The following is a 26086-nucleotide window of genomic DNA, read 5'->3' on the forward strand; positions in this document are numbered from 1 at the left end:
CACCGCGTGAACGAGGTGGGTCATGAGCACAACCAGCACGCGCGAACGGATGGCCTGGTACCGGGAACTCCCGGCCAAGGGTCGTCGCGCCTTCACCGGCGCCTTCCTGGGCTACGGCCTCGACTCCTACGACTACCAGGTGCTGCCGCTGGCCCTGCCCGCCATCACGGTGGCCTTCGGGCTCAGCACGTTCCAGGGCGGGCTGCTCAGCACGGCCACGCTGGTGTTCTCCGCGCTCGGAGGGGTGGTCGCGGGGATCCTGGCGGACCGGATCGGCCGGGTCCGCACGCTGACGCTCACGGTGCTGACCTTCGCCGTGTTCACGATGCTGTGCGGGCTCGCGCCGAACTACGAACTGCTGCTGGTCTTCCGCTCCCTGCAGGGGATCGGGTTCGGCGGCGAGTGGGCGACCGGCGCGATCCTCATCGCCGAGTACACCTCCGCGCGCCACCGCGGCCGGGTGGCGTCGGTGGTGCAGAGTTCGTGGGCGGTGGGGTGGGGCCTGGCGGTGCTCGTGCAGACCGCCCTGTTCGGCTTCCTCGACGAGGACGTCGCCTGGCGGGTGCTCTTCCTGACCGGCGCGCTGCCCGCCCTGCTGGTGTTCTACCTGCGCCGCGGCACGGAGGACGCGCCGATCCACACCGGGTCCACGCGGGCGCGCGGTTCCCTCCGCGACCTGTTCCGCGGAGACCTGTTGCGCACCACCGTGTTCATGTCGCTGGTGACGACCGGCGTCCAGGGCGGCTACTACACCCTCGCGACCTGGCTGCCCACGTTCCTGAGCAAGCAGCGCGGTCTCACCGTCGTCGGCACGGGCGGCTACCTGGCGTTCCTCATCTCCGGGGCGTTCGCCGGTTACCTGTGCGGCGGTTGGTTCAACGACCGGCTGGGGCGCAAGCCGACGATCCGGCTGTTCGCCGTCACCAACGCCGTCCTGATCCTTCTGTACACGCAGCTCCCGGCGAGCGCGAACACCTGGGTGATGTACCTGGGGTTCCCACTCGGCTTCGGCTACTCGGCGATCTTCAGCGGGTTCGGCGCCTACCTGGCCGAGCTGTACCCGGGTCCGGTGCGCGGGGTCGGCCCCGGTTTCACCTACAACCTCGGCCGCGGCGTCGGCGGGCTGCTCCCGGCGGTCGTCGGGTACATCGCGGGCCCGCTCGGCATCGGCGCGGCGATGGGGTACGCCGCACTCGGTTACGTGCTCGCCTTCTTCGCCCTGTTCGGCCTGCCCGAGACGCGGGGGCGGGAACTGTCCTGACAGGAGCGTCCGGCACGGGTTCCGGGGCGGGGAGGCCCCGGGCCCGACTCGGGGGACAGCGCAGGCGGCCCACCCGGGTCGCCTGCGCTGCCGCGTTTCGTCACGATCGGGTCCCGACCGGTAACCCCTCCGGGTCGGATTCGGATAGGAACACGTGCGCAAGATCCGTTCCCTGCCGACCTGGCCCCTGGTGGCCGTGGCCCTCTCCGTGGCCGCGACCGGCGGCCTCCTCAGCCAGCGACCGGACTCGGAGACGGCGGCCGCGGCACCCACCTCCGCCCCGGCGCCCGCCACCAGCACCCCCGCCACCTCGACGTCCACGGTGACCTCGGTCAGGACGGTGACCGCCCCCGCCCGCCCGACGACCCGCACCACGGCGAGGACCACCGAACCGCAGCCCGCCACCCGCACGACCGCCGAGACCACCGCGGCCGCCGCCCCGCCGCCCGCGGCGACCACCGCGCAGCCGACGACGACCGCGACCACCAGCCGCCCCCGGCTGTGCGACCCGGCGTACCCCACGCTGTGCCTGTCCATCGCCGCACCGCACCTGGACTGCGCCGACGTCCCCGACCGCGACTTCCCGGTCCGCCGCCCCGACCGGCACCGCTTCGACCCGGACCGCGACGGCATCGGTTGCGAATCCACCTGACCGGGCGCCCACAACGCCCGACGAGGTGATCCACCGACACACCGGGTTAAGTTTCGCGCGCCGAATACTGCGATCGGTAGTATTCCGGACCATGAGCGAGCAGGACGCGGCACTGGCCGCGCTGGGCCGGGCCGGGGTCGTCGACGCGATCGGCTGGGCGTGGTCGGCAGCGGCGCGGCGGACCGCGCTGGACTACGACCCGACCACCGGCCACGACCAGGTGTGGCTGGGGCTGACCGCGCACAAGCTGTTCTGCAACCGGCTCGACCGGGTCTTCCACTGCGGCGACTTCTCCGTGGCGCCGGACGAGGAGCGGGTCGGGCGCGACGTGCTCGGCGCCGGGTTGCTCTCCGGTGAGCTGGACACCATGCCGTCGCTGCGGCCGGGGCTGGTGGAGCGGGCCGACGACCACAGCTCGCCGGGCTGGCGGTTCGACCGGTGGCGCTGGTTGATCACCTCGTTCCCGTTCGAGGGCGTCGACCGGATCTCCTGGCAGTCGAAGACCCCGACCAAGCAGCGGGCGGCCGGGCGGCGGCCGTCGGCCGACCAGTTCTCGCTGTTCTCGCTGACCGAGGACGACATCGACGACTCGGTGCTGTTCGTCGCGCACGCCATCAACTCCGACGCGACCTCCTCGGAGGTCCACCTGGGCAGGCCGCACACCACCGAGGGCGGCGGCAGGCCGTGGACCTGGCGGGTGCGGCTGGAGCCCGCGCCCCTCGAACCCGGCAGCGGTATGGTTCGGCCGGTCGTCGGCACCCGAGCGGTACCGCAGGGGGTGTCCGACGCCGAGGTCCAGCTCAAGCGGGTCGCGGGAACAGGGGAATGACGAGCGGGAACCTTGCCGATGTCACCGCGTTGTTCGACGGGTCACGGCTGACGATGGGCAGGCGGCTGGCCGGGTTGCGCAAGAACGCGCTCGCCGCCGCCGTCGAGCTGACCCCGGCGGCGATCAGCTTCTACGAGTCCGGCGGCAAGAAGCCCTCGGCCGCCACGGTGGCCAAGCTGGCCATGGCGCTGAGCGTCAGCCCGTCCTTCTTCCTGCCCGACGGCAGCCCGCCCGCCCCGGCGACGGCGCACTTCCGCTCGCTGCGCTCCACCACCCAGCTCGCCCGCGACCAGGCCGAGGCGTACGTGCACGTCGTGGTCGAGGTCAGCCGGGTGCTGGAGCGGCACGTCGACTTCCCCCCGGTCCGCCTCCCGGTCCGCCCGGTCGGGGCCGACTGCGCCGACGACACCCCCGAACGCGCCGCCGCCGAGCTGCGCGCCGAGTGGGGCCTGCCGGACGGCCCCATCCCGCACACCGTGCGCGCGGCGGAGAACAACGGCGTCCTGGTCGTGTTCACCCCACCGCAGTCCGCCTCGGTCGACGCCTACTCGGTGTCCCGCGCGGACCGCCCCCTGGTCCTGCTCAACCCGGCCAAGGACGACTACTACCGCCAGCGCTTCGACGTCGCCCACGAACTCGGCCACCTGGTCATGCACACCGACGAGGAGCCGGGCAACAACATCGTCGAGAACCAGGCCAACCGCTTCGCCGCCGAGTTCCTGATGCCCCGCGCCCAGATCGCCGACCTCCTCCCCACCCGCGCAGACTGGCCCCGCCTCGCCAAGCTCAAGGAAACCTGGGGCGTCAGCCTCCAGGCCCTCCTCTACCGCGCCCGCCAACTCGGCACCATGCGCGACGTCACCTACCGCAACGCCATGACGACCATCTCCACCCGGGGCTGGCGCAGGCGCGAGCCGGGCACGGTCCTGTCGGTGGAGCAGCCCTCCCTGCTGCCCCGCGCCGTCGAACTCCTCCCCCCCGACCTGCTGGCGGCGGAGTCGCGCATCCCCCACCACCTGTTGGACGTCGTCACTTCCAGAACACCGGTTGGCTGATCGAGGTTGCACCGGGCGGCGAGGCCACCCGTGGCGCGCGGGACAGGTGGGATTTCCGCTGCGGCAGAAGGGTTTCCGGCCTGGACGGACGGCTGACATGCGCCGCGACCACACAAAGCCCGGACCGAATGTGGAGCGCGCCACCATGGGCCGCCCCCGCACCCGCGCCTACCGTCGAGCGATCGGTACCACGACAAAAGGTGGTCGGAATGCGGTCAGTGTCGATCGTGCTCGCTCTGCTGGCAGGTCTGCTCACGGGGACGACGCCCGCCCACGCGGCGGCGATCAGCCAGGTCACGGGCTTCGGGACCAACCCGGGCGCCCTCAAGATGTACCGCTACCAACCCGACGACCTGCCCGCCGGGCGGCCGGTGGTGGTCGCGATGCACGGTTGCACCCAGACGGCCGCCGCCTACGGGACCGGCACGGGCTGGGTCCACCTGGCGGACCGGTGGAAGTTCACCGTGGTGCTGCCGGAACAGCAGCAGGCCAACAACCTCAACCGGTGCTTCAACTGGTTCCAGCCCACCGACACCACCCGCGGCCGGGGCGAAGCGGAGTCCATCGCCCAGATGGTCCGCCGCGCCAAGGCTGACGGCGCGGGCACGGCGTACGCCAGCGGCCTGTCCGGCGGCGGCGCGATGACCGCGGTGGTGCTGGCGGCCTACCCGGACCTGTTCGCGGGCGGCGGCATCGTCGCGGGCCTGCCGTTCGGCTGCGCCACCTCGGTGGTCGACGCGTTCTCCTGCATGACCCCGGGCAAGGACCTCACCCCGGCCCAGTGGGCGGCCAAGGTACCGGCGCACCCGGGCCCGTGGCCGGCGGTCAACGTGTGGCACGGCACGGCGGACCACACGGTGGCACCGCTGAACCAGCAGGAGATCGTGGACCAGTGGACCGCCCTGCACGGCATCCCGGCCACCCCGTCGTTCACCGACGCGGTGGGCGGGTTCCCGCACGCGGGCTACCGCAACGCCGCCGGGCGGACGGTGGTCGAGACGCACACCATCACCGGCATGGGCCACGGCCAACCGGTCGACCCGGGCACGGGGGCGGGCCAGTGCGGAACGGCGGGCGCCTACATCCTCGACATGAACGTGTGCGCGGCGTACCGGATGGGCCTGTCCTGGGGCCTGGGCACCTGATCCGCGCGGTGCAGCCCCACGGATGACGGGCAACCAGCGAAAACTGGCCGATATCCCTCGTAGAAGAGTGGTTGTTCCCGATTTCCTTGCTGTTACCCCGAGGGAGAGTGCACGCTCGACCTCGAGAGTGTTGGCGGACTCGGTGCGCTCAGGCAAGGGACACCGGTAGTGGTCAGGACAGTGGTCATCGACCGCACTCGCGGGTTCCCCGCCTCAGCCGGGACTCACAGGACAACGCTGGAAAGCACTCATGAATTCTGCAACACGCACCACCACGGCCCGTCGAGTCGGCCGTGGCCTGATCGGTTTGGGCACGGCGCTCGGGTTCGCCGTGGTCCTGCCCGCCGCGGCACAGGCCGACCCGGTCGGCTGCACCCGGGCCTTCAACGGCTCCGGTGACACCATCACCTGCACGGCGGGCGTGCCCGGCGGGCAGATCCTCACCGGGACCGCGGGCAACGACCTGGTCACCGTGACCGGTGGGCTCGTCGACGGCACGGTGACCACCCTCGGCGGCGCGGACACGATCCGCGTCACCGGCACCGCGGGCACCACGGGCGCCACGGGCGGTTCCGGGGCCATCGGCACGACCACCCACCCGGCGGGCTTCGCCGGAGCCGCGGGCGTCGCGGGCGGTGTCGGCACCGGCGGCGTCGGCAGCGCCGGAACCATCGACGCGGGCGACGGCGTCGACAACATCACCGTCACCGGCGGCGCAGGCGGGACCGGTGGTGCGGGCGGGACCGGCGGCGCCGGCATCCTCGGCGGCGCTGGCGGAGCAGGCGGCGTCGGCGGCGCGGGTGGCGCGGGCGGCCTGGGCAGCGTCGGGGCCCTCCGGGGCGGGGCGGGCAACGACACGATCACCGTCACCGGTGGTGCCGGTGGCCTCAGCGGCATCGGCCGAGGGGGCGGCGCCAGCGGTCCCAGCGCGGGCACCGGTGGCGTGGGCGGCGTCGGCGGTGCGGGTGGGGTCGGCGGCATCGGCGTCGGCAGCTCCGGGACCACCGACGGCGGTGCCGGTCCGGACAACCTCACCGTCAAGGGCGGCGCGGGCGGCACCGGCAGCGCGGGCGGCACGGGCGGCTGCGGCAACGGCGGCGGCGCGGGCGGCTTCGGCGGCGTGGGCGGTGCGGGCGGCAACGGCAGCTCCGGAACCGTCCTCGGTGACATCGACAACGACGTCCTCAAGGTCATCGGCGGCCTCGGCGCCCTCGGCGGCACCGCGGGCAAGGCGGGCAACGGCATGAACCCCGGCCAGATCGGCGGCGCGGGCGGTGGCGGTGGCGCGGGCGGTGCGGGCGGCGTCGGCAACAGCGGAACCGTCGACGGCGGCCTGGGCGACGACAACATCACCGTGACCGGTGGCAAGGGCGGCAACGGCGGCAAGGGCGGCGCGGGCGGCACCGGGTGCAACCCCGGCGCAGGCGGTGCAGGCGGCGCGGGCGGCACCCTGGGCGCGGGCGGCGTGGCCAACTCCGGAACCGTGGCGGGCGGGGCGGGCACGAACACCGTCCTCGTGACCAACGGCGCGATCGGCCTCGACGGCCTCAGCGGCGTCGCGGGCGGCATCACCTTCGGCGCGTGCCTCTGCTGACCTGACCGGCAGGGCACAGGCCCTGTGTGCGGCGCCACCCGGCACCGCGCGCAGGGCCTTTCCCGGCCCCGGCACGACCGAGCGGCGCCGGAACGGGGTGATCCCGCAGCTCACCGCGGTGAGCGGGCAACCCGCCGAGAAAGTCCTCGCCCCCGTTGCTGCACAAAGGGGGTGTCGACCATCCATAAGGAACAGTCGACACCCCCTCTGACCTGCGGAGGCGGAGGGATTTGAACCCCCGGACGGTTGCCCGTCTTCCGCTTTCAAGGCGCCGCTTTGGGGGTTTCGCAGGTCCACAGTAGTCCGTTCCCGCAGGTCAACCGGGTGAGACCGTCCGAGCAAGTTCGAGCCCGTTGCTACACCGGTTGCTACACCTCACGAGCACCGCCCCCGTAGTGCGTTCCGCGCCTACGGGGGCTTTGTGCTACTCCGAGTATGGCGTGGAACGTGCTGCGGGCCCGCCGGGGTCCAGGGGCAGCGGTGCCCCTGGTACCAAGCAGCTCGCATAGACGAGACGCTGACAGCCTCGGTCTTGTCGGCCTATCGGCGTACTCTGCTCGGCACCCTGTGCCGCCTGGGCGGCGTGGCGCACCCAGCCAGCACAAGGGCCGCGCCGCGCGCCCGCGCGGCCGTGAGCGAAGCGGGAGGCCGCGCCGTGGCGCGATGGACGGGGACAGCGGTGCCAAGCCGAGCAGGCCCACGGCGCCGCGCCGCGCGGGCGGCGCGGCCTTGATTCCCTAGAGCCAAATTCGGCAGACAGGAGTACCTCGTGGCACGTTCAGCCTTCAGCATCTACCAACTCTGGGTCGCGCCGACCCGTAAACCCGACGATCCGGTCAACATGAGCAACATTGACGGGAATGGGACCGATTTTCTTTCTCTGTTCAACGCATTCTTGACGGACATTAAAGCTCGACCTCTGGTTAAGCCAAAATATTCTCTCTACCTGGATGTTCAGTACTTGGCTTCAGCCGGACGAATGATTGAAATGGAAATTGAACACGGTCGTTATGGACTCGAAGGCAAAGTCGTTGATGTAAAAAGTGGTAGTACTACTAAGAATATTGGAATCGACGAATCAACTGTCACCAACACCAGATCTTTGATCGTAACATCCGAGAATGCCCCTCACGCTCTTTTTATGGGCGAGAAATATGGAAGTCAAACTTCCGCAACAAAGCTGCTTTCGGCATTTAAAAGATCTTTTTCTGATCGCTTCCACGCTGATCATCTCGTTTTCCACTACAACTCATTGATGGATGAGACAGCCTGGCAGAAATATCTTGAAACTGCACAGATGCAGTCCATCGAAGTGCATAAAACGCAGACGTCTTCCGATATTGCCGATGGAATCGTACGCAATTCAATCGGTAGGATTGTTTGTACAGTGAAGCCGCGTCGGGGAGAAGGTAGCTTCGCCCGGACGCTAAGGGACCGCATTCTAAATGGTGACCTGAAAGCTCAAACGATCATTGGCGTAGCAAGTCATGACGATGATGAAGTCGAGATTGTATTGGACAACGGCACGCAGCAACGGAGATTAATTATTGGATCTGCCGACGTGCCCGTTCTTTTTTATCCGCTTTCAGATGACGGCCAACCTCGCCCATTGAATGGTGATGTGTTTAAGGAAATGCGCTCTAAGGTTCTCGAAATTGCACCAATCATAGGAATGTCCCTCCCTAGCGATTGGGATTCTCGCCCTTGGACAAGGCAACAGCGATCAGTAAAGCTGGCGGCAAACCGTGGCAACTAAGTGGTCTGTAACTGCAATCGTTAGAGGTCAGTATGGAACTCTAAAAGATCACCGGACCGGCCGGCTAATGCTTACCGACATCTCCATCTTCTATGGTCTACCAATTATCCTGGGCATACTTTCGGCGATTTTCAGATTTCAATTGCGCGGCATCGAAGGCGTTCTGAGTGGCGTTTCCATCTACACTGCGTTTTTGTTTGGCCTACTAGTTCATGTATATCAATTGCGCGTACGCGCGGGCGACGAGACACGCAGAAGGAATGATCTGATTGCCCTCATTGATGAACTTGAGATAAATATATCCTACGCTGTGCTCATCGGAATTTCTTCCACCGCTGTTTTAATTACCACGGCAGCAATCACACAAAAGGACACCCCAGCCATTTGGCCGATTTCGTGCGTGGCGTCAGTCTTAGTTTCACATCTTATAATTTCATTGCTTATGATACTCAAGCGCACACGAGCAGTCTATCGACGAATCGGAAAGGACTTTTGACCCAAGTGACGTTTACGACGATAAGTTTAGGCGTGTAGAAAATTATGCCAGGCTCTAGGCGACACGGATCACTAGCGCTCATGGCTCGAACCCTAATAGTTACCTCTAGCAACAACTCTTTAGGTAATTGCGCAACTACATTAAAATTCTAAACCTTTGAAAGCAACTGACCGGGTCGGTTTGAAGGCGACCGCATACGTAGGGAAGTAACAAAGCATGACAGATCACATGCAGTTGGTTGGTTTGCTTCGTCGGACGTTGGTGCTATGGGATGTCGATCACACATTGATCGAGAACGGTGGGGTTAGCAAGGACACCTACGCACTAGCGTTTGAGCTAGTCGCTGGTTGTGCTCCCAGTGTCCAGCCTGTCACTCATGGGCGGACTGATTTTCTGATCATGCAGGCGTTGTTGGAAGCGAACGGCGTTGACGCGGGTGGGTTCGAGACGATCGAGAGCTTCCGGCCGTTCCTGATCAGTGCGATGAAGCAGGTCGGGCCGGGGTTGCCGAGTCGCGGATACGTGTTGCCGGGGGTGGTGGATGCGCTTCGGGTCTTGGACGGTGTGGAGGCAGTCGTCCAGTCGGCGTTGACCGGGAACGTGGTGGAGAACGCTTGGGCGAAGTTGGACCCGTTTGACCTGACTCGGTGGTTGGACATGGAGGTGGGCGGGTTCGGGTCCGATGCGGAGGTCAGGTCGGATCTGGTGCGGGTGGCGCAGGACAAGGCTGCGGCGAAGTACGGGCGGGAGTACGACGCTGAGTCGACGATTTTGATTGGGGACACGCCGTTGGACATCAAGGCTGCGCAGGATGGTGGGGCGAAGGTCATCGCCGTTGCCACGGGTGTGCATGATTTGGACGAGCTGCGAGCAGCCGGTCCTGACGCCGCTCTGCAAGACCTTTCAGACCTCGACATGTTCCTGTCGACGTTGGTGAAGGTGCGTCAGCGTTGAGAAGGTGCGTACTCGTATGCCTCGTCGGTCCAGACTCGTTCGAGGCTTTTCATGTATGTCTCGAAGAGGTCGGAATCTGATGAGCGGCGTAGGTGGAGGATTGGGGCGATATAGCCGTAGGTGCCGTAGATGTGTTGGTTGACGAGCATTTGGTTGTCGTAGCGGAAGATCGAGTTGTAGAGCGATGTGCCGTGGACCTTGAATTGGACGCCGTCGAGGTTGATGAGGGGGCGGTAGTAGGCGTGTGCCATTTGGACGCGGCCGATGAGGGCGTCATACAGGCGTTCTTCTTCGCCTCGGAGTTTTATGGCGTCGTGGGTGGGGTCGCCGAGTAGGAGACGGATGGTGACGCCTTCGTTGGCTTTGGCGCGAAGTAGGTCGATGGCGTCGGGGTTGTCCTCGGGCAGGAAGAGGCTGGCGTTGGCGAACAGGTCGATGCTGTGGTGGGCGCCTTCGAGCAGAGTGAGCCACAGGTCTTTGGGCACGTCGGCGCGGTGGGCGTAGAGGCCGACGAAGTCCGTGGGGACGTTGGTGCCGCTCGCGGCTTGCTGGGGAGCGGTCTCGGGGGGCTTGTTGGCGTCGGGCGTGTACTCCAAGACTCCGACATGGGGAGCGAACAGTTGCTCTGCTGTCCAGTCGGGGAACATTATTTCGAGGACGCGGCAGTGGTCGCTGTAGGGAAGGCCCAGGAGTTCGCCGGACAGCCATCGGTAGTACTGGGCTTTGCTCGGATGGCTGCCGACTAGGTCCTTGTCCAGGCGCTTTGCCGCCTTGTCATACTCCTTGCAAAAAGCGGCGTGGCCGTGCAAATGACGCTTCTTGAGCAATACCTTAAGAGCTATGTCCTGATCCGCCATGTCTCTCCCCTGCGGTCGTCCACCAGCACCGTAGCACAAGACGAGACTTGACGAGACAAAGTGAGACGCCGTGAGTTGAGACAGGACTACGAGGTCCTGTGACGGGACGGTCACCTGACCGAATCTGGTATCAGCGGCCGAGACTGCGGTCGCCTGGTGCAGGGAGATTCGATCATGGCGATTCCCAGGGGGCACAGGTTCCCCATCGAGTTCGGAGAGGCGTTCCCGCAAGGTCTGGTGCTCATGGGGGAGGTTGCGCCGGACACCGAGTACCAGAGCAGGGAGGACCGGTCGGCGGGGCGGCCGGTGCGGCAGAAGGTGGACGAGCTGACGGGTAAGCGGCAGTGGAAGGCGACCGTGACCGATCCGTCGGAGGTTAACGCCAAGCGGGCGTCCTTCGACCTGGTGTTGCTGGCCGATGTTCAGCCGGTGCCGACCACGGCGGAGGTGTTGCCGGGGTTCCGGCCGGTGGAGTTGGACGGGCTGACTGCTGAGCCCCGGGTGGCTGGCAATGGGGAGTTCAAGTACCAGGCGTACGTGTTCCGGGCGACGGGCTTCCGCGCGGCGGGCTCGGGGACCGGGTCGCGGTCGTCTCGGGTATCGGGTGAGTCGGAGAAGGCCGCGTGATCGTGGTGACTTCCGAGCCGAACGGGGCCGAGTTCGTCTCGCCGCTGCCTGGATCGAGCGCCGGGGGTGGTGTTCCGGTTGAGGTGCTGTCGAGGTGGGAGTACGCGTACCGCCAGTACGGGCAAGCCTCCGAGGCTGTCTCGTCGGCTCCTGCGGGGGACCCGGAGGCGGCTCGGATGATGGCTGAGACCTCAGTGGAAGTGGCGGCGGCGTGGCGTGAGGTCGCCGCGTATTGCAGGGGTGTGTGGTGGTCGTTGGCGGCGGTGGAGGCCGCTGCCCAGGCGTTTGAGGCGCAGGGTTCGGACTGGTCGGCACGGGTGTCGCAGATTCGGGCGTCGCGGTCTCGGCGGGTTCGGGGGCCCCGGTGACACGGCGGGCGAAGTCCACGCAGTCCCCTGAGTCCATCCGGACGTTGCAGCAGGCACACGCCTACCTGGGGCCTCGACGGCCGGTGGAGTCGGCTCCGGCATTGGAGCGGGTGCAGTTCTTCCGGGAGTCGGCGCGGATCTATGCGGCGGTGGCCGAGACCGACCGGTTCCACCACCACGAGGCCCTGTACTGGGCCACGCGGGAACGCGAACATGCCCAGGCGGCGCAGGCGCAGTTGGACCGGGGTCGGGGGGTGGTCCCAGGTGCTGCTCATGCGTGAGAGCGAGGGTGCCGGAGTGCCCTTGACGTTCGTGTCGGTGGCCCGGTTGGCGTTGGCGTCGGTGGTGCGCGATGAGGCGGCCCGGTTCGGGTACACGTGTCGGTCGTTGGCGGAGTTGACCGGGATGTCCTCGGCGACGGTGAACCGGTGCATGATGGGCAAACGGGAGATTTCTGAATACGAGCTGGGGGCGTTCGGGGCCGCGTTTGGGTGGGGTGGGGAGGCCCGGGAGCGGGTGCGCCGGTTGTGGGTCACCAGCGTCACCGGGGCCGGGGAGGTTCATCACCGGGATGAGGTGTTGGCCTGCCTGCACGCGATGACCCGGGAATCGGTGATCGTGGCGCCCTGGGTGCTACCTCCGAGGTTGCGCACCTCTGGTTACCACTCCCTGCTCACCGGGCAGCCCGTGCGGTCGGAGCATCAACGGCCGTGGGAGGCGGGACAGCACACCACCGTGTACCTGACCCGGCAGGCGGTCACCATGCCCTCGGCGCTTCCCGCACATCAGCGGGCGGAGCAGTTCGCCTACCTGGGCACCCTGGTCGGGAGTGAACAGGTGCATCTGCGGTTCCTGCCCGGTCAGGTCACTGGCGTCCATGGGCTGGAACCGTTCGAGGTGGTACGGCTGCGCAACAGCACCCGCTACGTCCGCCTCGACCACCACGGGGTGACCACCCTGTTGGACAACCCCGGTGACGTGCGCGTCTACCGGAAGGTTCTGGACCACCTCGACTCCGTGGCCGCACCGTCACACCAGTGGCGAACCTGGCTGCGGGAGCACTGACCCGAAAAGTCCACATAAGACAGACATGTCCGCGCCCTGGTGGTGCGGCGATGACGCGCGCCCTGTCTTGGGGCGCAACCTGAAAGGGCACAGAAGCGGTGTGGTTTGGCGGCCTCCGCTTCTGTGCCTGTCCACTCGCAGGAGCAGACATGACAACACTAGAAGATCAGCACCAGACCCGGTCAACCCCATCCGACCGTCCGCACCCTGAAACGGCTCATCTCTTCGGGGGTGGCCGATGACTCGGCGTGATAAGTGGGCCGATCCCGCACCCTTGGAGGTGGCTCGGCCTCGGTTGCCGTGGTGGACCCTGCTGCCCGGTGGGGTCAAGTTCGTCCTTGCCCCGATCGCCCTGGTGGTCGTCGCCGTGTGGGTGGCGGCCAAGGCGGTACGGGTGGCCTGGTACTACCCGGCCACGGTTGTTCTGGGCTTGGTCGGGGTGTGGGTGTACTCGGTCAATGGGTGGGTGCTCGGCGGCCTGGTCCTCGTCGTCGGTGTGGGGTCGGCGGTGTGGTGGCGACAGGACCCGGAGAAGTTCCACACCCGTGTCCGGTGGGCGCGGACGGAGGTTCGGCGGGCCTTCGTGTACGCGGTGCAGTGGCGGACGGTCATGCGGTTGACCTCGCTGGACGGGAAGGCGCGGGGGCGGGAGTACCTGCCGACGCTGCGGCGGACCCGGTCGGACTGGTGGCGCGACACCGTGCACGTCCGGATGGTCAAGGGGCAGGCACCGGAGCAGTGGGAAGCGCGGGCCTCCGGGTTGGCGCACGCCTTCGGCGCCCGGTCCTGCCGTGTCCGGGTCACGCGGCCCGGGTCGCTGGCGCTGGACCTGGTGCGCGCTGATCCGCTGGCGGTCGTGCTGCGGGTTCCGGCGTTGGTGGGGGAAGCCGCGGTGGACCTGCGGCGGGTGACCATCGGGCGGACCGAGACCGGTAAGCCGTGGCGGCTCAAGCTCCTGGGTGGGCAACACCTGGTCGTCGGGGTGCAGGGGGCAGGTAAGGGGTCGGTGCTGTGGTCGACCCTGTGGGGTATCGCCCCGCTTCTCCGCGTCGGGGGTGTGCGGCTGGTGGGGATCGATCCCAAGGGCGGGATGGAGTTGGGGCAGGCGCCGGAGCTGTTCGACCGGTTGGTGTTCGACAACGGCCCTGACGCGGTTGAGGTGCTGGAAGGGCTCGCTGAGGACGTGCGGGAGCGGGCGGGGCGGTATCGGGGTGTGCGGCGGTGGTGGTCGCCGGACAGCGGGGAGCCGTTCACGCTGTTGGTGGTCGATGAGCTGGCGGACCTGATCGCCTACCAGCCGGATCGGAAGTTGCGGGAGCGGGCGCAGGGGGCGTTGCAGACGCTCACCTCGCAGGGGCGGGCGCCTGGGTTCGGGGTCCTCGGCCTGGTCCAGGACCCGCGCAAGGAGATTGTGCCGTTCCGGAATCTGTTCACCACCCGCACCGCTCTGCGGCTGGATGAGGCGGTGCAGGTCGACATGGTCTTGGGGGACGGCGTGCGGGCTCGGGGGGCCAATGCGCACGAGATCAGCGAGCACACGCCGGGGGTTGCGTGGGTCAAGGAAGACGGGCGTCGTGAACCTGTGCGGGCTCGGGCGTTCTACCCGACAGACAGTGATCTGGTGGAGCTGCGGCACTTCGTGACCGGGACGTCGGCCGCGATCGTGCCGTTCCCCGATCGGGAGGTCAGGGGCGGTGAGGCGGCATGAGTGAGCACGAGCAGGACGCGACCGTGGTCAAGCTGCGCGGGCCGTTGGCGGCGGACGTCATCACTGCGGCGGCCGAGCAGCACGGGGTGTGCGTGCGACCGTTCACAATGGAGGTCACCGACTCCGGTACCGGGGCTATGCGGTACGTGGGTGTCCCTTGTGGCTCCACTGTGGAGTCCGTGTGTGCGCCGTGTGCGAAGAAGGCCAAGGCGTTGCGGATGGTCCAGTGCCGGGAGGGTTGGCACCTCGACACCGAACCGGTGGATCAGCGGGGCAAGCCGACCGCCGATCAGCGGGCCGTGGTCGAGTACCGGGCCGATCTGGTCGCGGCTTACCGGGAGTCGGTTGAGGCGGGGGAAGCCGGGCACGCGGATGAGCTGCGGGACGAGATCCGGGTGGTTGATGACGAGCTGCACGGGATGGGGGTGCGCGGCAGGCTGCCCAACCCGGACGACCCGGGCAAGCGGGCTCCGAAGCGGTCGACCAGGCGGCGGCAGGACGCGCCGAACCTTCCTCGGCTCAAGGTGGCTCGGCGCACGCTCGGGAGGGAGTACGCCGGAGGCTACCGGCCTTCGATGTTCGTCACCCTGACCTGCGATTCCTACGGGCCGGTCCGTGGGGACGGGTCTCCGGTCAACCCCGGCACCTATGACTACCGGCGGGCCGCGCGGGATGCCGTGCACTTCGCTTCCCTGGTCGATCGGTGGTGGCAGAACCTCCGGCGCGCGGTCGGGTGGGACGTGCAGTACTTCGCCACGGTCGAGCCGCAGAAGCGGACGGCCCCGCACCTGCACGCGGCGCTGCGGGGGTCGATCCCGCACGAGGTGATCCGCCAGGTCACGGCGGCGACGTACTTGCAGGTGTGGTGGCCGCCGCACGATGAGCCGGTGTACGGGGGCTATCGGCTGCCGGTGTGGGACCACGATGCCAGGGGATTTGTCGACCCGGACACGCGTGCGGCCTTGCTCACCTGGACGGATGCTGTGGACCAGGTGGACGCGCCCGCCCATGTGGCGACCTTCGGCAGGCAGGTGCATTCCAAGGGCATCCTCGGCGGCTCGGAAGAGGCCGGGAGGCACGTCGGGTACCTGACGAAGTACCTCACGAAGTCGACCGGGGAGGTCGTGGAGGCCACCACCGACGCCCAGCAGGCCCACCACGACCGGCTTCACGCGGAGTTGGAGCGCACCCCGTGTTCGCCTCGGTGCGCGGTCTGGCTGCTCTACGGGGTCCAACCGGTCGGCGCCTCGTCCAAGACCACCCCGGGACACTGCCGGGGTCGGGCTCACCGACGTACCACCCTGGGGCTTCCCGGGCGGCGGGTGCTGGTGTCTCGGAAGTGGTCCGGCAAGACCCTCGTTGAGCACAAGGCCGACCGGCGGACCTTCGTTCACCGGATGCTCGCGGCGGTCGGCATCGCCAAGCCACAGGAAGACGCCTCGCGCTTCGTCTGGCGCAAGCTCGCCCCCGGTGACCAGAACGCGCCACCACGGGCGCACCTGCTCATGCACGCGATTTCCGAGCGCATCACCTGGCGTGCCGAGTACGAGCGCGCCCTGCTCGCCGCTCAACCGCCACCCGGCAGCGGTGGCCCGGATCTTTCAGCAACTCAGCAGGCAGCTTGATCACTGAGGGGGATGGGGAGATGGACAGGAAGTTGTACCGGGTCGAAGAGGTCGCCCGGATCATGCAAATCGGAAGGTCGAAGGTATTCGACCTGATGCGATCGGGAGAGTTGGCGTCGGTGAAGATCGGCGGTAGTCGGCGGGTGCCCGCGCGAGCGATCGACAGCTATCTGGACCGGCTGATGGATGAGGCGGCCTGATGGCGCGGCGGCAGCGGTCGAACGGGGAGGGGTCTGTCTACCAGCGGGCGGACGGGCTGTGGATCGGCGCGGCCTTCGTGCTGACGACCACCGGTCATCGTAGGCGGGTCGTGGTGTCGGCGACGACCTCTGAGTTGGCGTGGGAACGCCTCCGGAAGAAGATCGCATCATCCGATTCGGGGATTCCGGTCGCGGCGGAGAACTGGACGGTCGAGGAATTCTTGCGGTACTGGTTATCGACCGTCGACGGGGAACTCCAGCCCCGGACCGTGGAGGGGTACCGGGTGGTGGTCAACCGGCACCTGATTCCTAACCTGGGATCGAAGAAGCTGGACCGCCTTTCCGCGTCGGACGTGCGGACGTTCATGACGAAGCTGCGGAATCGCTGCCGGTGTTGCGCGGACAACCTCGACGGGAAGCGGCCGAAGAATCAGCGGAAGTGCTGTTCGGTCGGGAAGTGCTGTGAACAGTTTCCGTCGAAGCGGACTGTGCAGCAGGTGCACGCTGTTCTGCGGAACGCCCTTCAACAGGCGATGCGGGAGGAATTGATCGCGCGGAACGTGGCGAAGCTGATCAAGGTCTCCGTGCCGAAGTACGACGTCAACCGGGGTCTGACGTTCGAGCAGGCGAAAGCGCTGCTCAAGGCCGCTGAGGGTGACCGCTTGGAGGCGCTGTACGTGCTGGCCGTCTTCATGGGGCTGCGTCGGGGCGAATTGCTCGGGCTGCGGTGGTCGGATATCGACTGGGACGGCTGGGAGCGGCCGTGCGCGGATCACCGGGAGGAGTTCTGCGAGGACTGCGCCGAAGACCACTCCCCCACGCTCAGGGTGCGGAACACGCTCCAGCGCGTGGGCTCTGAGCTGGTGTTCCTTTCTCCCAAGACGGAGTCCTCCAAGCGGGTCAGCCCGCTCATCGCGGTGTGCCGGGAGGCGTTGTTGGAGCACTGGGACCGGCAGGATGACGAGCGGGAGGCCGCAGCGCACTGGGAGGGTCTTGACCTGGTCTTCTGCACCCCCACCGGTGGGCCGCTCGACCCGTCCAACCTGCGGTCGCAGTGGCACCCGATGCGGCAGCGGGCGGGCCTGGGTGACGTGCGGTTCCACGACCTGCGGCACTCGTGCGTGACGCTGCTGCTCAAGCTCGGGGTGCCGCCGCACGTGGTGCGGGACATCGTCGGACACGCGGACATCCACGTCACCATGACCATCTACGCCTCGGTCACGCTGGACGACAAGCGGGAGGCGCTGCGCAGGCTGTCCGACGAGATGGGGCGCTGACCTGCGGTTATGGGCGCGTTGCTACACCCGTTGCTACACGAAGGGGGTGTCAACCATCCACAAGGAACAGTCGACACCCCCTCTGACCTGCGGAGGCGGAGGGATTTGAACCCCCGGACGGTTGCCCGTCTTCCGCTTTCAAGGCGGATGCATTCGGCCGCTCTGCCACGCCTCCCGGCCCGTTCAGGGTAGACCCGGTGGGTCAGGTGGTGTCGAGGCGGGCGATCACGCGCTCGAAGACCGCGGCGATGACCTCCTGCTCCTCGGGGGTCATCAGGTCGACGAGGTGGGCGCGGACGCCTTCGACGTGGGTGGGGGCGGCGGCGGTGAGGGCCTCTTGGCCCTGGGGGGTGATTTCGGCGACCACGCCGCGGGCGTCCTCGGCGCAGTCGACGCGGCGGACGAGGGCTGCCTTCTCCAGGCGGGAGATCTGGTGGGAGAGCCTGCTCTTGGAGGAGGCGACCTGGCCCGCGAGTTGGCTCATGCGCATCTGCCCGTTCTCGCATTCGGACAGTCGGACCAGTACCTCGTAGTCCGGGAGGGCGAGTCCGTGCTTGTCCTGCAGCTCGCGGTTGAGCTGCTGGCGCAGCAGTTCGCTGCCGATGACGTACGCCCGCCAGGCCCGCATCTCGTCCGGGAGGAGCCACCGGGGTTCGGTCCGCACTGTTGTCACGCGTCCAGGTTACGGCGTTCACCTGCCGGGTCTGGTCTTCGCCATGTTGACGGGGCAGACTCCACACCCTTGCGCCCGATCGGGTGATGCGGGCGCTCGGACGGAGGACTGATGACGGTTTCCACTCGACTGGCGAGCCGCTTGGCGGCGCTCGCGGCGGCCACCCTCACCGCCGGGGCGCTCGGGGTGACGGCCGCCGAGGCGACACCCGCGCCTGCCCGGACGGCAGACCTGCGGTTGATCTCCTTCAACGACTTCCACGGCAACCTGACCCCGCCCGCCGGGTCGTCCGGGCGGGTCACCCTGCCGGGCGGGGCGACGGTGGACGCGGGTGGGGCCGCGTACCTGGCCACGCACGCCAAGCGGTTGCGGGGCGAGGTGAAGAACTCGCTGCTGCTCTCGACCGGGGACAACATCGGGGCCTCGCCGCTGAACTCGGCGCTGTTCCACGACGAGCCCACCGTGGAGTTCCTGAACGCGATCGGCGTGCAGGCGAGCGTCATCGGCAACCACGAGTTCGACGAGGGCTACCGGGAGCTGCTGCGGATGCAGTTCGGCGGGTGCCACCCGACCGACGGCTGCCAGTTCCGGCCGACCTTCACGGGCTCGAAGTTCCCGTACCTGGCCGCCAACGTCACCTTCGACAACGGGGTCCCGGCGCTGCTGCCGTTCACCCTGAAGTCCGTCGAGGGCGTGCCGGTGGCGATCATCGGCGTGACGCTGAAGGACCTGCCGTCGCTCGTGGTGCCGAGCGAGGTGGAGGGCTTCAAGTTCAACGACGAGGTCCAGGCGCTCAACTCGACCTCGAAGCTGTTGGACAGGGTGGGTGTCAAGACGCAGGTGGTGCTGATGCACCAGGGGGACAACACCGAGACCGGGTCGGGTCCGGACGACTGCCGGACGCTGCCCGGCCCGGCGCGCGCCATCGCCACGGCCGCGTCTCCCTCGCTCGACGTGTTCTTCACCGGGCACAGCCACCAGCAGTACAACTGCGTGGTCACCGACCCGGCGGGCAAGCCGCGGACGCTGATCCAGGGGGCCTCGTTCGGGCGGCTGCTCTCGGTGGTCGACCTCAAGGTCGACAAGAAGACCAAGGACGTGGTGCGGACGGCGACCGTCGCGCACAACGAGGTCGTGACCCGCACCGTCACCCCCGACCCGGTGGTGCAGGCGCTGGTCGATGAGGCCACCACCAAGGCGGCCCCGATCGCCAACCGGCGGATCGGCACCATCACCGCCGACCTGGTCCGGGCCGCCGCGCCGTCCGGGGAGAGCCCGCTCGGCGACGTGATCGCGGACGCGCAGCTAGCGGCGACCAGCGGAAACAACGCCGTGATCGCCATGACCAACCCCGGTGGCATCCGCACCGACCTGACCTACGCCTCCTCCCCCGCCGGTGAGGGCGACGGCGTGGTGACCTACGGCGAGGCGTTCGCGGTGCAGCCGTTCGCCAACATCATGCAGACCATCACGCTCTCCGGCGCGCAGTTGAAGGCCGTGCTGGAGCAGCAGTGGCAGCCGCAGGCCGACGGCACGGTGGTCACCCGGTTCCTGCAGGTCTCGGAGTCGCTGCACTACACGTGGTCGCGGTCGGGGACCCAGGGCAACCGGGTCTCGGGCATCACCGTGGCGGGGGCGCCGGTCGACCCGGCCGCCTCCTACCGGGTGTCGGTGAACAACTTCCTCGCCGCGGGCGGGGACGGGTTCACCGAGCTGACCAAGGGCACCGACCTGGCCGGTGGTCCGATCGACCTGGACGCGCTGGCGGCCTACCTGACCGCCAACCCCGGCATCGCGCCGCCCGCGCCGACCCGGGTCACCGTCGTCCCGTGACGCTGCGCGACCGGAATCCGCGCATGTGACGCCGAGCAGCGCACCGAGCGGCCCGCACCCCACAGTGGGGTGCGGGCCGCTCCATTTCCCCTGCCGCACAGGAGAAGCGTGATCCTCCGTTGAGGACGGTCACCGGTTCGTGGACTTGTCCGCGGCGGGGTCCGGGGCGCAGCATTGAGTGCAGACGGCAGGCCCGGTTCCGGGACACAGCAGTCCGATGTGTCCGGTACACCGCGCCCTCCGGGAAGGGGTAGGTGATGCGGTGATCGTGCGAAGTACCCGCAGTGGTGGTCCGCGGACTGCGCCCCCGCGGCCGTGCCGATCGCATCGGGACGGACGTGGTCGAGGGCAGTGATCCCCCGCCGGACATCGACGGTGCCCGGGTGCGCGGGACGCACCCGATCCGCACCACGACGCTGTTGAGCTCCGCTCGGCGACCTCTCCCGGCTCGGCCGCGGGGGCTCCACCGCCGGCCCGGCGGGGCGTCGGACCACTACGGAGGACGGGGAGACGCCCGGTGCCGCGCCACCGACCCGGCACCGGGCGTTCCCCCACCCGCGTTCCACCCGCCCCACTCCACCTGCGCTCAGGCGGCGCGCTGCCTTATCGTGGGCGCGACGACTCGACGACACGGGGTGGCCAGTGGAGTTCAACGACGACGTAGCCCTCGACACGTCGCAGGTGCAGGACACCCGCGGCTCCGGTGGCGGTGGCATCGGCGGCCGGGTCGCGCTGGGCGGCGGTGGTGTCGGCATCATCGGCGCGATCCTCTACTTCGTGCTCTCGCAGCTCGGCGGTCTGCCCGCGGGTTCCGGCGGTTCGCCGCTGGGGCTCGACGACGTGCAGTCCGGGCAGTCGGTGAGCAGCGCGGACCTGTCCCAGGAGTGCCGGACCGGCGCCGACGCGAACGCCAAGGAGGACTGCGCGCTGGTCGCGGTCATCAACTCCATCCAGGGCTACTGGACCGACCAGTTCGCCCGGTCCGGGTCGAAGTACCAGCTCGCGACCACCAACTTCTTCACCGGCGGGGTGCGCACCGGCTGCGGCAGCGCCACCTCCGACGTGGGCCCGTTCTACTGCCCCGCCGACGCCGAGGTGTACATCGACCTGGCGTTCTTCAAGGAGTTGGAGACCCGGTTCGGTGCCCAGGGCGGCACGTTCGCCGAGGCCTACGTGCTGGCCCACGAGTACGGCCACCACGTGCAGAACCTGCTGGGCACCTCGGCGAAGGTCCGCGAGGGCACCGGCCCGACCTCCGACGGGGTGCGGCTGGAGTTGCAGGCCGACTGCTATGCGGGCGTGTGGGCCAACCACGCCACCACGGTGCCCACCTCCAGCGGCCAGCCACTGATCAAGTCCATCACCCAGGACGACATCAACCGCGCCCTGGACGTGGCCGCGCGCATCGGCGACGACTACATCCAGAAGAACCTCGGCGGCGGCCGGGTCGACGAGAGCCAGTTCTCGCACGGCTCCTCGGCCCAGCGGGAGAAGTGGTTCAGCACCGGCTACCAGACCGGCAACCCGACCAGTTGCGACACCTTCGCCGCCCGCAACCTGGGCTGACCCGCCCGGGGCCGGACGAAGCAGGAGCCCCCGCGACCGGTGGTCGCGGGGGCTCCTGTGCGTCGAGGTGCGGGCTAGCTGAGGACCTCGTGGTCGTCGTGGGTCGGGGCCGCGGTGCGGGCCGACTTGGACTGAGCCGACTTGGTTTGGGCAGCCTTGACGGCCTTGGCGCGGGCCGCGCGCGGCGGGACGCCGTTGACGTCCTCGGTGCTGATCGCGTAGGACGCGGTCACCCAGGCGATGGCGTCGGAGTTGCGGTCCAGGGCGGTGCGGTCCACGTTGCCGAGGTTGTCGCACCGCTGGTGGTAGCAGCGGTCGTAGGCCACGCCCGCCTGACCGCCCCAGAGGTCGGCCTGCTCCTGGGTCTTGACGCCCTCGGCACCGGTGAACAGACCACCGGCCGGGATGCCGTTGGCGATGAACTCGCCGTAGTCGGAGCGGCCGGTGAAGTCGCTGCCGCGGGTGGGGGTGCCGGTGGCGTTGAGGAAGCCGTGGAAGGCCGCCTCGATCTGCGCCGAGCCGTACGGGCCGGGACCCGCGCCGGTGGCGTCGGAGTCGTCGCCGTCGTAGACGAAGTAGCCCGCGTTCGGCGAGGCGATCATGTCGAAGTTCAGGTACAGCGCGATGTCGAGCTGCTGCTCGAACGTCAGCGACTGCACGTACTTCGTCGACCCGACCAGGCCCACCTCCTCGGCGCTCCACCAGGCGAAGCGGATCGCGTTGTTGACCTTCGGGGAGCCGCCGAGCTGGATGGCGGTCTCCAGCAGGCCCGCGCTGCCCGAGCCGTTGTCGTTGATGCCGGGGCCCTCGGTGACGCTGTCGAGGTGCGCGCCCGCCATGACCACGTTGTTCTTCTTGCCGGTCTTGGTCTGGGCGACGACGTTGAAGCTCTGCCGCTCCTCGCGCAGCGAGCGCAGCTCCACCGTCACCACACCGCCGGAGGCGGCCAGCGCCTCGCCCGCGGCCCTGGTGATGCCACCGGTGGGGATCTTCACCAGCGCCGGGTCGCTGCCCAGGGTGCCGTTGAGCGGGCCGTCGGCGTTGTTGTAGACGATCGCCGCGACGGCGCCCGCGTCGGCCGCTGCCGACTGCTTGTCGGCGAAGGTGCAGCCGCCCCGGGAGACCAGCGCGATCTTGCCCGCGGTGCCCGCCGGGTAGTCGGCGGCCTCGCAGCCGGGGGTGGCGTCGCCCGCGAGCGGGACCACCGACAGCGGGGCGGTGATCCCGCCGACCGGGGTGGACGTGCTCAGGGTCATGATCGAGATGGGGACCGGGCCGGACGGCGTGGTCAGCGCCTCGGCGAGGGTCTCGCTGAAGGTGAAGCTGAACGGCTGGCGGCTCACGTCGTAGCCCGCCGCGATCAGCTTGGACTCGACGTACTGGGCCGACTGGGCGTGCCCGGCGGTGCCCGCGGCGCGGTTGCCGCCGTTGCGGTCGGCGAGGCGCTGCAGGGCGATCAGGTGCCGGTTGACCCCCTCTCCGGTGACCTTCTTGACGAGGTTCCTCGCCAGTGCGGGGCCGTCGGGAACTTCGGCGGCGGTGGCCGGTAACGCGGTGAACGACATCGTGCCCGCGGCCGCGAGGATGGCGGCCCCTGCACGCAGGGTCTTGCTCGTGGACATGCAGATCCCCTTGCTCCGGGATGGAAATCCAACCGAGACCGGTCGACGCCCCGCCGCGATCGGTGTTCGGTGAGTGTCACCCTCACCTGATCGGGCGTCGCCGGTCAAGAGCGGAGCGTTACCAGAGCCGACGAGCTGTACCCGGATATCCGAACAGAACTGGGAAATCCCCCGCGACCTGGTGATCGCGGGGGATTTCCGTGGGGAACCGACGGGTCAGGCGGTGACCCCGTGCACGACCTCCGGCGCGGTGAACGCCCTGCGCTCGGCCTTCTCGATGGCCGCGGTGCGCTGGGCGGCCTTGGCCTGCTTGGCCTTGGCCGTCTTCGGCGCGACGCCGTTGATCTCCTCGGTGCTGATCGCGTAGGACGCGGTCACCCAGGCGATGGCGTCGGCGTTGCGGTCCAGCGCGGTGCGGTCCAGGTTGCCCAGGTTGTCGCACTTGGCGTGGTAGCACTTGTCGTAGGCGACACCGGCCTGGCCGCCCCACTTCGCCGCCTGCGCGGCGGTCTTGACGCCCTCGGCGCCGGTGAACAGGCCACCGGCCGGGATGCCGTTGGCGATGAACTCGCCGTAGTCCGAACGGCCGCTGAAGTCCGTGCCCTCGGTCTCGACGCCCTGCGAGCCCAGGAAGCCCGCGAAGGCGGCCTCGATCTGCGCGGAGCCGTACGGGCCCTCGCCCGCGCCGGTGGCGTCGGAGTCGTCGCCGTCGTAGACGAAGTAACCGGCGTTCGGCGAGGCGATCATGTCGAAGTTCAGGTACAGCGCGATGTCGAGCTGCTGATCGAACGTCAGCGACTGCACGTACTTCGTGGACCCGACCAGGCCCAGCTCCTCGGCACCCCACCAGGCGAAGCGCACGGTGTTGTTCACCTTCGGCGAGCCGCCCAGTTGCAGGGCGGTCTCCAGCAGCGCCGCGCTGCCCGAGCCGTTGTCGTTGATGCCCGGCCCCTCCTCGACGCTGTCGAGGTGCGCACCGGCCATGACCACGTTGTCCTTGCGGCCGGTCTTGGTCTGGGCGACGACGTTGCGGGCGGGCCGCTCGTCGACGTGGAAGCGCAGGTCGACCGTGGCGGTCGCACCGGGGGTGGCGAACAGGGCGTCGCCGTCGGCCTTGCTGACGCCGCCGGTCGGGACCAGGCCGGGATCGCCCAGGGTGACCCCGGAGAGCGGGCCGTCGACGTTGTTGGCGACCAGCACGGCGACCGCGCCCGCGGCCGCGGCGTTGGCCTGCTTGGTGCCGAAGGTGCAGCCGCCGCGGCGGATCAGCGCGATCGAGCCCGCCACGGGCAGCCCGGCGAAGTCCGATGCCTCGCAGCCCGGGGTGGCGTCCTGCGGGACGGCCACCAGCGCAGCGGTGATGCCGCCGACCGGGGTCTGCGGCGAGAACTCCATCGGGAGCGCGGCGACGGTCTTGGCCCCCACCTTCGCGGTGGCCGCGTCGGTGACCTGCACCGGGTAGGTGAACGTGGGCGTGGTCACGTCGTACCCGGCGGCGGTGAGCTTCGCCGCGACGTAGTCGACGCTCTGCTCGAACCCGGGGGTGCCGACGGCGCGGGTGCCGCCGTTGCGGTCGGCCAGGCGCTGCAACGCCACCAGGTGGCGGTTGATCCCGTCGACCGTGACCTTCTTGGTGACGTTCCTGGCGAGCGCCGGACCGTCGGGCAGGACCGCGGACGCGGGCACCGCGGCGAACGCGACCCCGGCGCACGCGGCGAGCAGCACCGCCCCTGCGCGGGCGGGCTTGTTCAACGACATCTGCTGGATTCCCTTCGTGGGGGCTGTTCGCGCCGGTCCCCGGGCCCGACGAGCCGAACTCTCGCCCGCGGGAGGGCCCCGGTCAAGGGTTCGCGGTGGACTGTGATGCGCGGGTGCCGAAGTCCCGACTAACGTCGGGTCCATGCACGCGATCACACTGCGCGAACCCGGCGGCCCCGAGGTGCTGGAGTGGACCGAGGTCCCGGACCCGAGCCCCGGCCCCGGCGAGGTGCTGCTGGACGTCGCCGCCACCGCGGTCAACCGGGCGGACCTGTTGCAGCGCAAGGGCTTCTACCCGCCACCGCCGGGCAGCAGCGACGTCATCGGGCTGGAGTGCTCGGGCACGGTGGCCGGGCTCGGCGAGGGCGTGACCGGCTGGCAGGTCGGTGACCGGGTGTGCGCACTGCTCTCCGGCGGCGGCTACGCGGAGAAGGTCGTCGTCCCGGCCGGTCAGGTGGCGCCGGTGCCGTCCGGTGTGGACCTGGTGACCGCGGCCGGGCTGCCGGAGGTGGCCGCCACGGTGTGGTCGAACGTGGTCATGGGCGCGGGGCTGACCGCGGGGGAAACCCTGCTGGTGCACGGCGGTGCGGGCGGCATCGGCACGCACGCGGTGCAGGTGGGCAAGGCGCTCGGCGCGGTCGTCGCCGTCACCGCCGGTTCCGCCGAACGGCTCAACCGGTGCCGCGAGTTGGGCGCCGACATCCTGCTGAACTACAAGGAGGTCGACTTCGAGAAGGAGGTCAAGGCCGACGTCATCCTCGACAACATGGGCGCGAAGTACCTGGGGCGCAACGTCGAGGCGCTCAACCGCCGCGGGCGGCTGGTGGTCATCGGGATGCAGGGCGGGTCGACCGGGGAGCTGAACCTGGGCGCGCTGCTGTCGAAGAACGCCGTGGTCACCGCCACCAGCCTGCGCTACCGGCCGGTGCAGGAGAAGTCGGAGATCGTCGCGGACGTGGTGGCGCGGCTGTGGCCGCTGGTGGAGTCCGGCGCGGTCAAGCCGATCACCCACGAGGTGCTGCCGATCCAGCGCGCGGGCGACGCGCACCGGATGCTGGACGGGGGCGGGGTGTTCGGCAAGCTGGTGCTGGCGGTCGGTTCTTGAGGGTTGTTCTGGAAGCCGGGGTTTGGTGGGGGTGCCCGGCTGGGTGAATGTGCTCGCCGT

22 protein-coding genes and 2 tRNA genes are annotated in these 26086 nt (G+C 68.8%); 18 read left to right on the plus strand and 6 right to left on the minus strand.

The genetic code is table 11. The features are described from left to right. The first annotated feature begins 22 nt into the window (after positions 1–22). From L6E12_RS03285 to L6E12_RS03315, 6 genes are all read left to right on the plus strand, one after another. Complete coding sequence (locus tag L6E12_RS03285; protein WP_236226373.1) at positions 23–1261, plus strand: MFS transporter; 1239 nt, start codon at positions 23–25, stop codon at positions 1259–1261. A gap of 154 nt (positions 1262–1415) precedes the next feature. Next, a complete protein-coding gene (locus L6E12_RS03290; RefSeq protein ID WP_236226374.1) occupies positions 1416–1913 on the plus strand; it encodes a hypothetical protein in 498 nt (165 codons plus the stop codon). Between the two features lie 91 nt (positions 1914–2004). After that, positions 2005–2742 (plus strand): hypothetical protein, encoded by a 738-nt coding sequence (locus L6E12_RS03295; protein WP_236226375.1) that lies wholly within the window; start codon positions 2005–2007, stop codon positions 2740–2742. After that, positions 2739–3797, plus strand: a complete 1059-nt coding sequence (locus L6E12_RS34995) for an XRE family transcriptional regulator (RefSeq protein ID WP_304523845.1) — start codon at positions 2739–2741, stop codon at positions 3795–3797. Before L6E12_RS03295 ends, L6E12_RS34995 begins: the two co-directional genes overlap by 4 nt. 209 nt (positions 3798–4006) lie before the next feature. Then, positions 4007–4942, plus strand: a complete 936-nt coding sequence (locus L6E12_RS03310) for a PHB depolymerase family esterase (protein WP_236226376.1) — start codon at positions 4007–4009, stop codon at positions 4940–4942. Positions 4943–5249: 307 nt separating this feature from the next. Then, entirely contained in the window at positions 5250–6536 is a 1287-nt protein-coding gene (locus L6E12_RS03315) for a hypothetical protein (RefSeq protein WP_236226412.1), read from the plus strand. Between the two features lie 215 nt (positions 6537–6751). Here the strand turns inward: L6E12_RS03315 and L6E12_RS03320 are convergent. Further along, positions 6752–6913, minus strand: a tRNA-Ser gene (locus L6E12_RS03320). A gap of 392 nt (positions 6914–7305) precedes the next feature. Between L6E12_RS03320 and L6E12_RS03325 the strand changes: the two genes are divergently transcribed. Together L6E12_RS03325 and L6E12_RS03330 are read left to right on the plus strand one after the other, a co-directional pair. Continuing rightward, complete coding sequence (locus L6E12_RS03325; RefSeq protein WP_236226377.1) at positions 7306–8292, plus strand: hypothetical protein; 987 nt, start codon at positions 7306–7308, stop codon at positions 8290–8292. Between the two features lie 712 nt (positions 8293–9004). Then, a complete protein-coding gene (locus L6E12_RS03330; RefSeq protein ID WP_236226378.1) occupies positions 9005–9742 on the plus strand; it encodes an HAD hydrolase-like protein in 738 nt (245 codons plus the stop codon). Here L6E12_RS03330 and L6E12_RS03335 read toward each other — a convergent pair. After that, positions 9733–10599: a hypothetical protein gene (locus L6E12_RS03335; protein WP_236226379.1), complete on the minus strand. Its 867-nt coding sequence runs from the start codon at positions 10597–10599 to the stop codon at positions 9733–9735. The two genes, L6E12_RS03330 and L6E12_RS03335, sit on opposite strands and share 10 nt — an antisense overlap. Positions 10600–10773: 174 nt before the next feature. Between L6E12_RS03335 and L6E12_RS03340 the strand changes: the two genes are divergently transcribed. From L6E12_RS03340 to L6E12_RS03370, 7 genes are all read left to right on the plus strand, one after another. After that, a complete protein-coding gene (locus L6E12_RS03340; RefSeq protein WP_236226380.1) occupies positions 10774–11226 on the plus strand; it encodes a hypothetical protein in 453 nt (150 codons plus the stop codon). Positions 11227–11590: 364 nt separating this feature from the next. Then, positions 11591–11875 carry an AMED_5909 family protein gene (locus tag L6E12_RS03345; protein ID WP_236226381.1) on the plus strand — a complete coding sequence of 95 codons (285 nt, stop codon included), beginning with the start codon at positions 11591–11593 and terminating at the stop codon, positions 11873–11875. Further along, positions 11868–12659, plus strand: a complete 792-nt coding sequence (locus L6E12_RS03350) for a Scr1 family TA system antitoxin-like transcriptional regulator (protein WP_236226382.1) — start codon at positions 11868–11870, stop codon at positions 12657–12659. Before L6E12_RS03345 ends, L6E12_RS03350 begins: the two co-directional genes overlap by 8 nt. A gap of 295 nt (positions 12660–12954) precedes the next feature. Continuing rightward, entirely contained in the window at positions 12955–14367 is a 1413-nt protein-coding gene (locus tag L6E12_RS03355) for an FtsK/SpoIIIE domain-containing protein (RefSeq protein WP_308074015.1), read from the plus strand. After that, the gene (locus tag L6E12_RS03360) at positions 14364–15992 is read left to right on the plus strand and encodes a replication initiator (protein WP_236226384.1); all 1629 of its coding nucleotides are present in this window, start codon (positions 14364–14366) and stop codon (positions 15990–15992) included. The genes L6E12_RS03355 and L6E12_RS03360 overlap by 4 nt, the downstream gene beginning before the upstream one ends. A 20-nt stretch (positions 15993–16012) precedes the next feature. Further along, positions 16013–16192 carry a helix-turn-helix domain-containing protein gene (locus L6E12_RS03365; protein WP_236226385.1) on the plus strand — a complete coding sequence of 60 codons (180 nt, stop codon included), beginning with the start codon at positions 16013–16015 and terminating at the stop codon, positions 16190–16192. Beyond that, positions 16192–17469: a tyrosine-type recombinase/integrase gene (locus L6E12_RS03370; RefSeq protein ID WP_236226386.1), complete on the plus strand. Its 1278-nt coding sequence runs from the start codon at positions 16192–16194 to the stop codon at positions 17467–17469. Before L6E12_RS03365 ends, L6E12_RS03370 begins: the two co-directional genes overlap by 1 nt. Positions 17470–17559: 90 nt before the next feature. Here the strand turns inward: L6E12_RS03370 and L6E12_RS03375 are convergent. Then, a tRNA-Ser gene (locus tag L6E12_RS03375) sits at positions 17560–17644 on the minus strand. 27 nt (positions 17645–17671) lie between these two features. Beyond that, positions 17672–18142, minus strand: a complete 471-nt coding sequence (locus L6E12_RS03380) for a MarR family transcriptional regulator (RefSeq protein WP_236226387.1) — start codon at positions 18140–18142, stop codon at positions 17672–17674. A 111-nt stretch (positions 18143–18253) separates the two neighbouring features. Here L6E12_RS03380 and L6E12_RS03385 point away from each other — a divergent pair, with 111 nt between their 5' ends. Then, positions 18254–19975 carry a bifunctional UDP-sugar hydrolase/5'-nucleotidase gene (locus tag L6E12_RS03385; protein WP_236226388.1) on the plus strand — a complete coding sequence of 574 codons (1722 nt, stop codon included), beginning with the start codon at positions 18254–18256 and terminating at the stop codon, positions 19973–19975. Between the two features lie 642 nt (positions 19976–20617). Beyond that, complete coding sequence (locus L6E12_RS03390) at positions 20618–21541, plus strand: neutral zinc metallopeptidase (RefSeq protein WP_236226389.1); 924 nt, start codon at positions 20618–20620, stop codon at positions 21539–21541. 74 nt (positions 21542–21615) lie between these two features. Here L6E12_RS03390 and L6E12_RS03395 read toward each other — a convergent pair whose 3' ends face one another. Together L6E12_RS03395 and L6E12_RS03400 are read right to left on the minus strand one after the other, a co-directional pair. Continuing rightward, the gene (locus L6E12_RS03395) at positions 21616–23163 is read right to left on the minus strand and encodes a M28 family metallopeptidase (RefSeq protein WP_236226390.1); all 1548 of its coding nucleotides are present in this window, start codon (positions 23161–23163) and stop codon (positions 21616–21618) included. A 216-nt stretch (positions 23164–23379) separates the two neighbouring features. After that, on the minus strand, positions 23380–24921 hold the full coding sequence (locus L6E12_RS03400; protein ID WP_236226391.1) for a M28 family metallopeptidase: 1542 nt from the start codon (positions 24919–24921) through the stop codon (positions 23380–23382). 142 nt (positions 24922–25063) lie between these two features. Between L6E12_RS03400 and L6E12_RS03405 the strand changes: the two genes are divergently transcribed. Next, positions 25064–26026, plus strand: a complete 963-nt coding sequence (locus tag L6E12_RS03405) for an NAD(P)H-quinone oxidoreductase (RefSeq protein ID WP_236226392.1) — start codon at positions 25064–25066, stop codon at positions 26024–26026. Positions 26027–26086 lie beyond the last annotated feature (60 nt).

The organism is Actinokineospora sp. PR83 (assembly GCF_021056305.1).
Lineage (GTDB): Bacteria > Actinomycetota > Actinomycetes > Mycobacteriales > Pseudonocardiaceae > Actinokineospora > Actinokineospora spheciospongiae.

Bases quoted from the DNA above. Each gene is read 5' to 3' on its own strand.
- L6E12_RS03365 (WP_236226385.1), top strand. From the start codon at position 16,013: ATGGACAGGAAGTTGTACCGGGTCGAAGAGGTCGCCCGGATCATGCAA.
- L6E12_RS03405 (WP_236226392.1), top strand. From the start codon at position 25,064: ATGCACGCGATCACACTGCGCGAACCCGGCGGCCCCGAGGTGCTGGAG.
- L6E12_RS03395 (WP_236226390.1), bottom strand. From the start codon at position 23,163: ATGTCCACGAGCAAGACCCTGCGTGCAGGGGCCGCCATCCTCGCGGCC.
- L6E12_RS03370 (WP_236226386.1), top strand. From the start codon at position 16,192: ATGGCGCGGCGGCAGCGGTCGAACGGGGAGGGGTCTGTCTACCAGCGG.
- L6E12_RS34995 (WP_304523845.1), top strand. From the start codon at position 2,739: ATGACGAGCGGGAACCTTGCCGATGTCACCGCGTTGTTCGACGGGTCA.
- L6E12_RS03285 (WP_236226373.1), top strand. From the start codon at position 23: ATGAGCACAACCAGCACGCGCGAACGGATGGCCTGGTACCGGGAACTC.
- L6E12_RS03400 (WP_236226391.1), bottom strand. From the start codon at position 24,921: ATGTCGTTGAACAAGCCCGCCCGCGCAGGGGCGGTGCTGCTCGCCGCG.
- L6E12_RS03385 (WP_236226388.1), top strand. From the start codon at position 18,254: ATGACGGTTTCCACTCGACTGGCGAGCCGCTTGGCGGCGCTCGCGGCG.
- L6E12_RS03360 (WP_236226384.1), top strand. From the start codon at position 14,364: ATGAGTGAGCACGAGCAGGACGCGACCGTGGTCAAGCTGCGCGGGCCG.
- L6E12_RS03350 (WP_236226382.1), top strand. From the start codon at position 11,868: ATGCGTGAGAGCGAGGGTGCCGGAGTGCCCTTGACGTTCGTGTCGGTG.
- L6E12_RS03340 (WP_236226380.1), top strand. From the start codon at position 10,774: ATGGCGATTCCCAGGGGGCACAGGTTCCCCATCGAGTTCGGAGAGGCG.
- L6E12_RS03330 (WP_236226378.1), top strand. From the start codon at position 9,005: ATGACAGATCACATGCAGTTGGTTGGTTTGCTTCGTCGGACGTTGGTG.
- L6E12_RS03295 (WP_236226375.1), top strand. From the start codon at position 2,005: ATGAGCGAGCAGGACGCGGCACTGGCCGCGCTGGGCCGGGCCGGGGTC.
- L6E12_RS03310 (WP_236226376.1), top strand. From the start codon at position 4,007: ATGCGGTCAGTGTCGATCGTGCTCGCTCTGCTGGCAGGTCTGCTCACG.
- L6E12_RS03335 (WP_236226379.1), bottom strand. From the start codon at position 10,599: ATGGCGGATCAGGACATAGCTCTTAAGGTATTGCTCAAGAAGCGTCAT.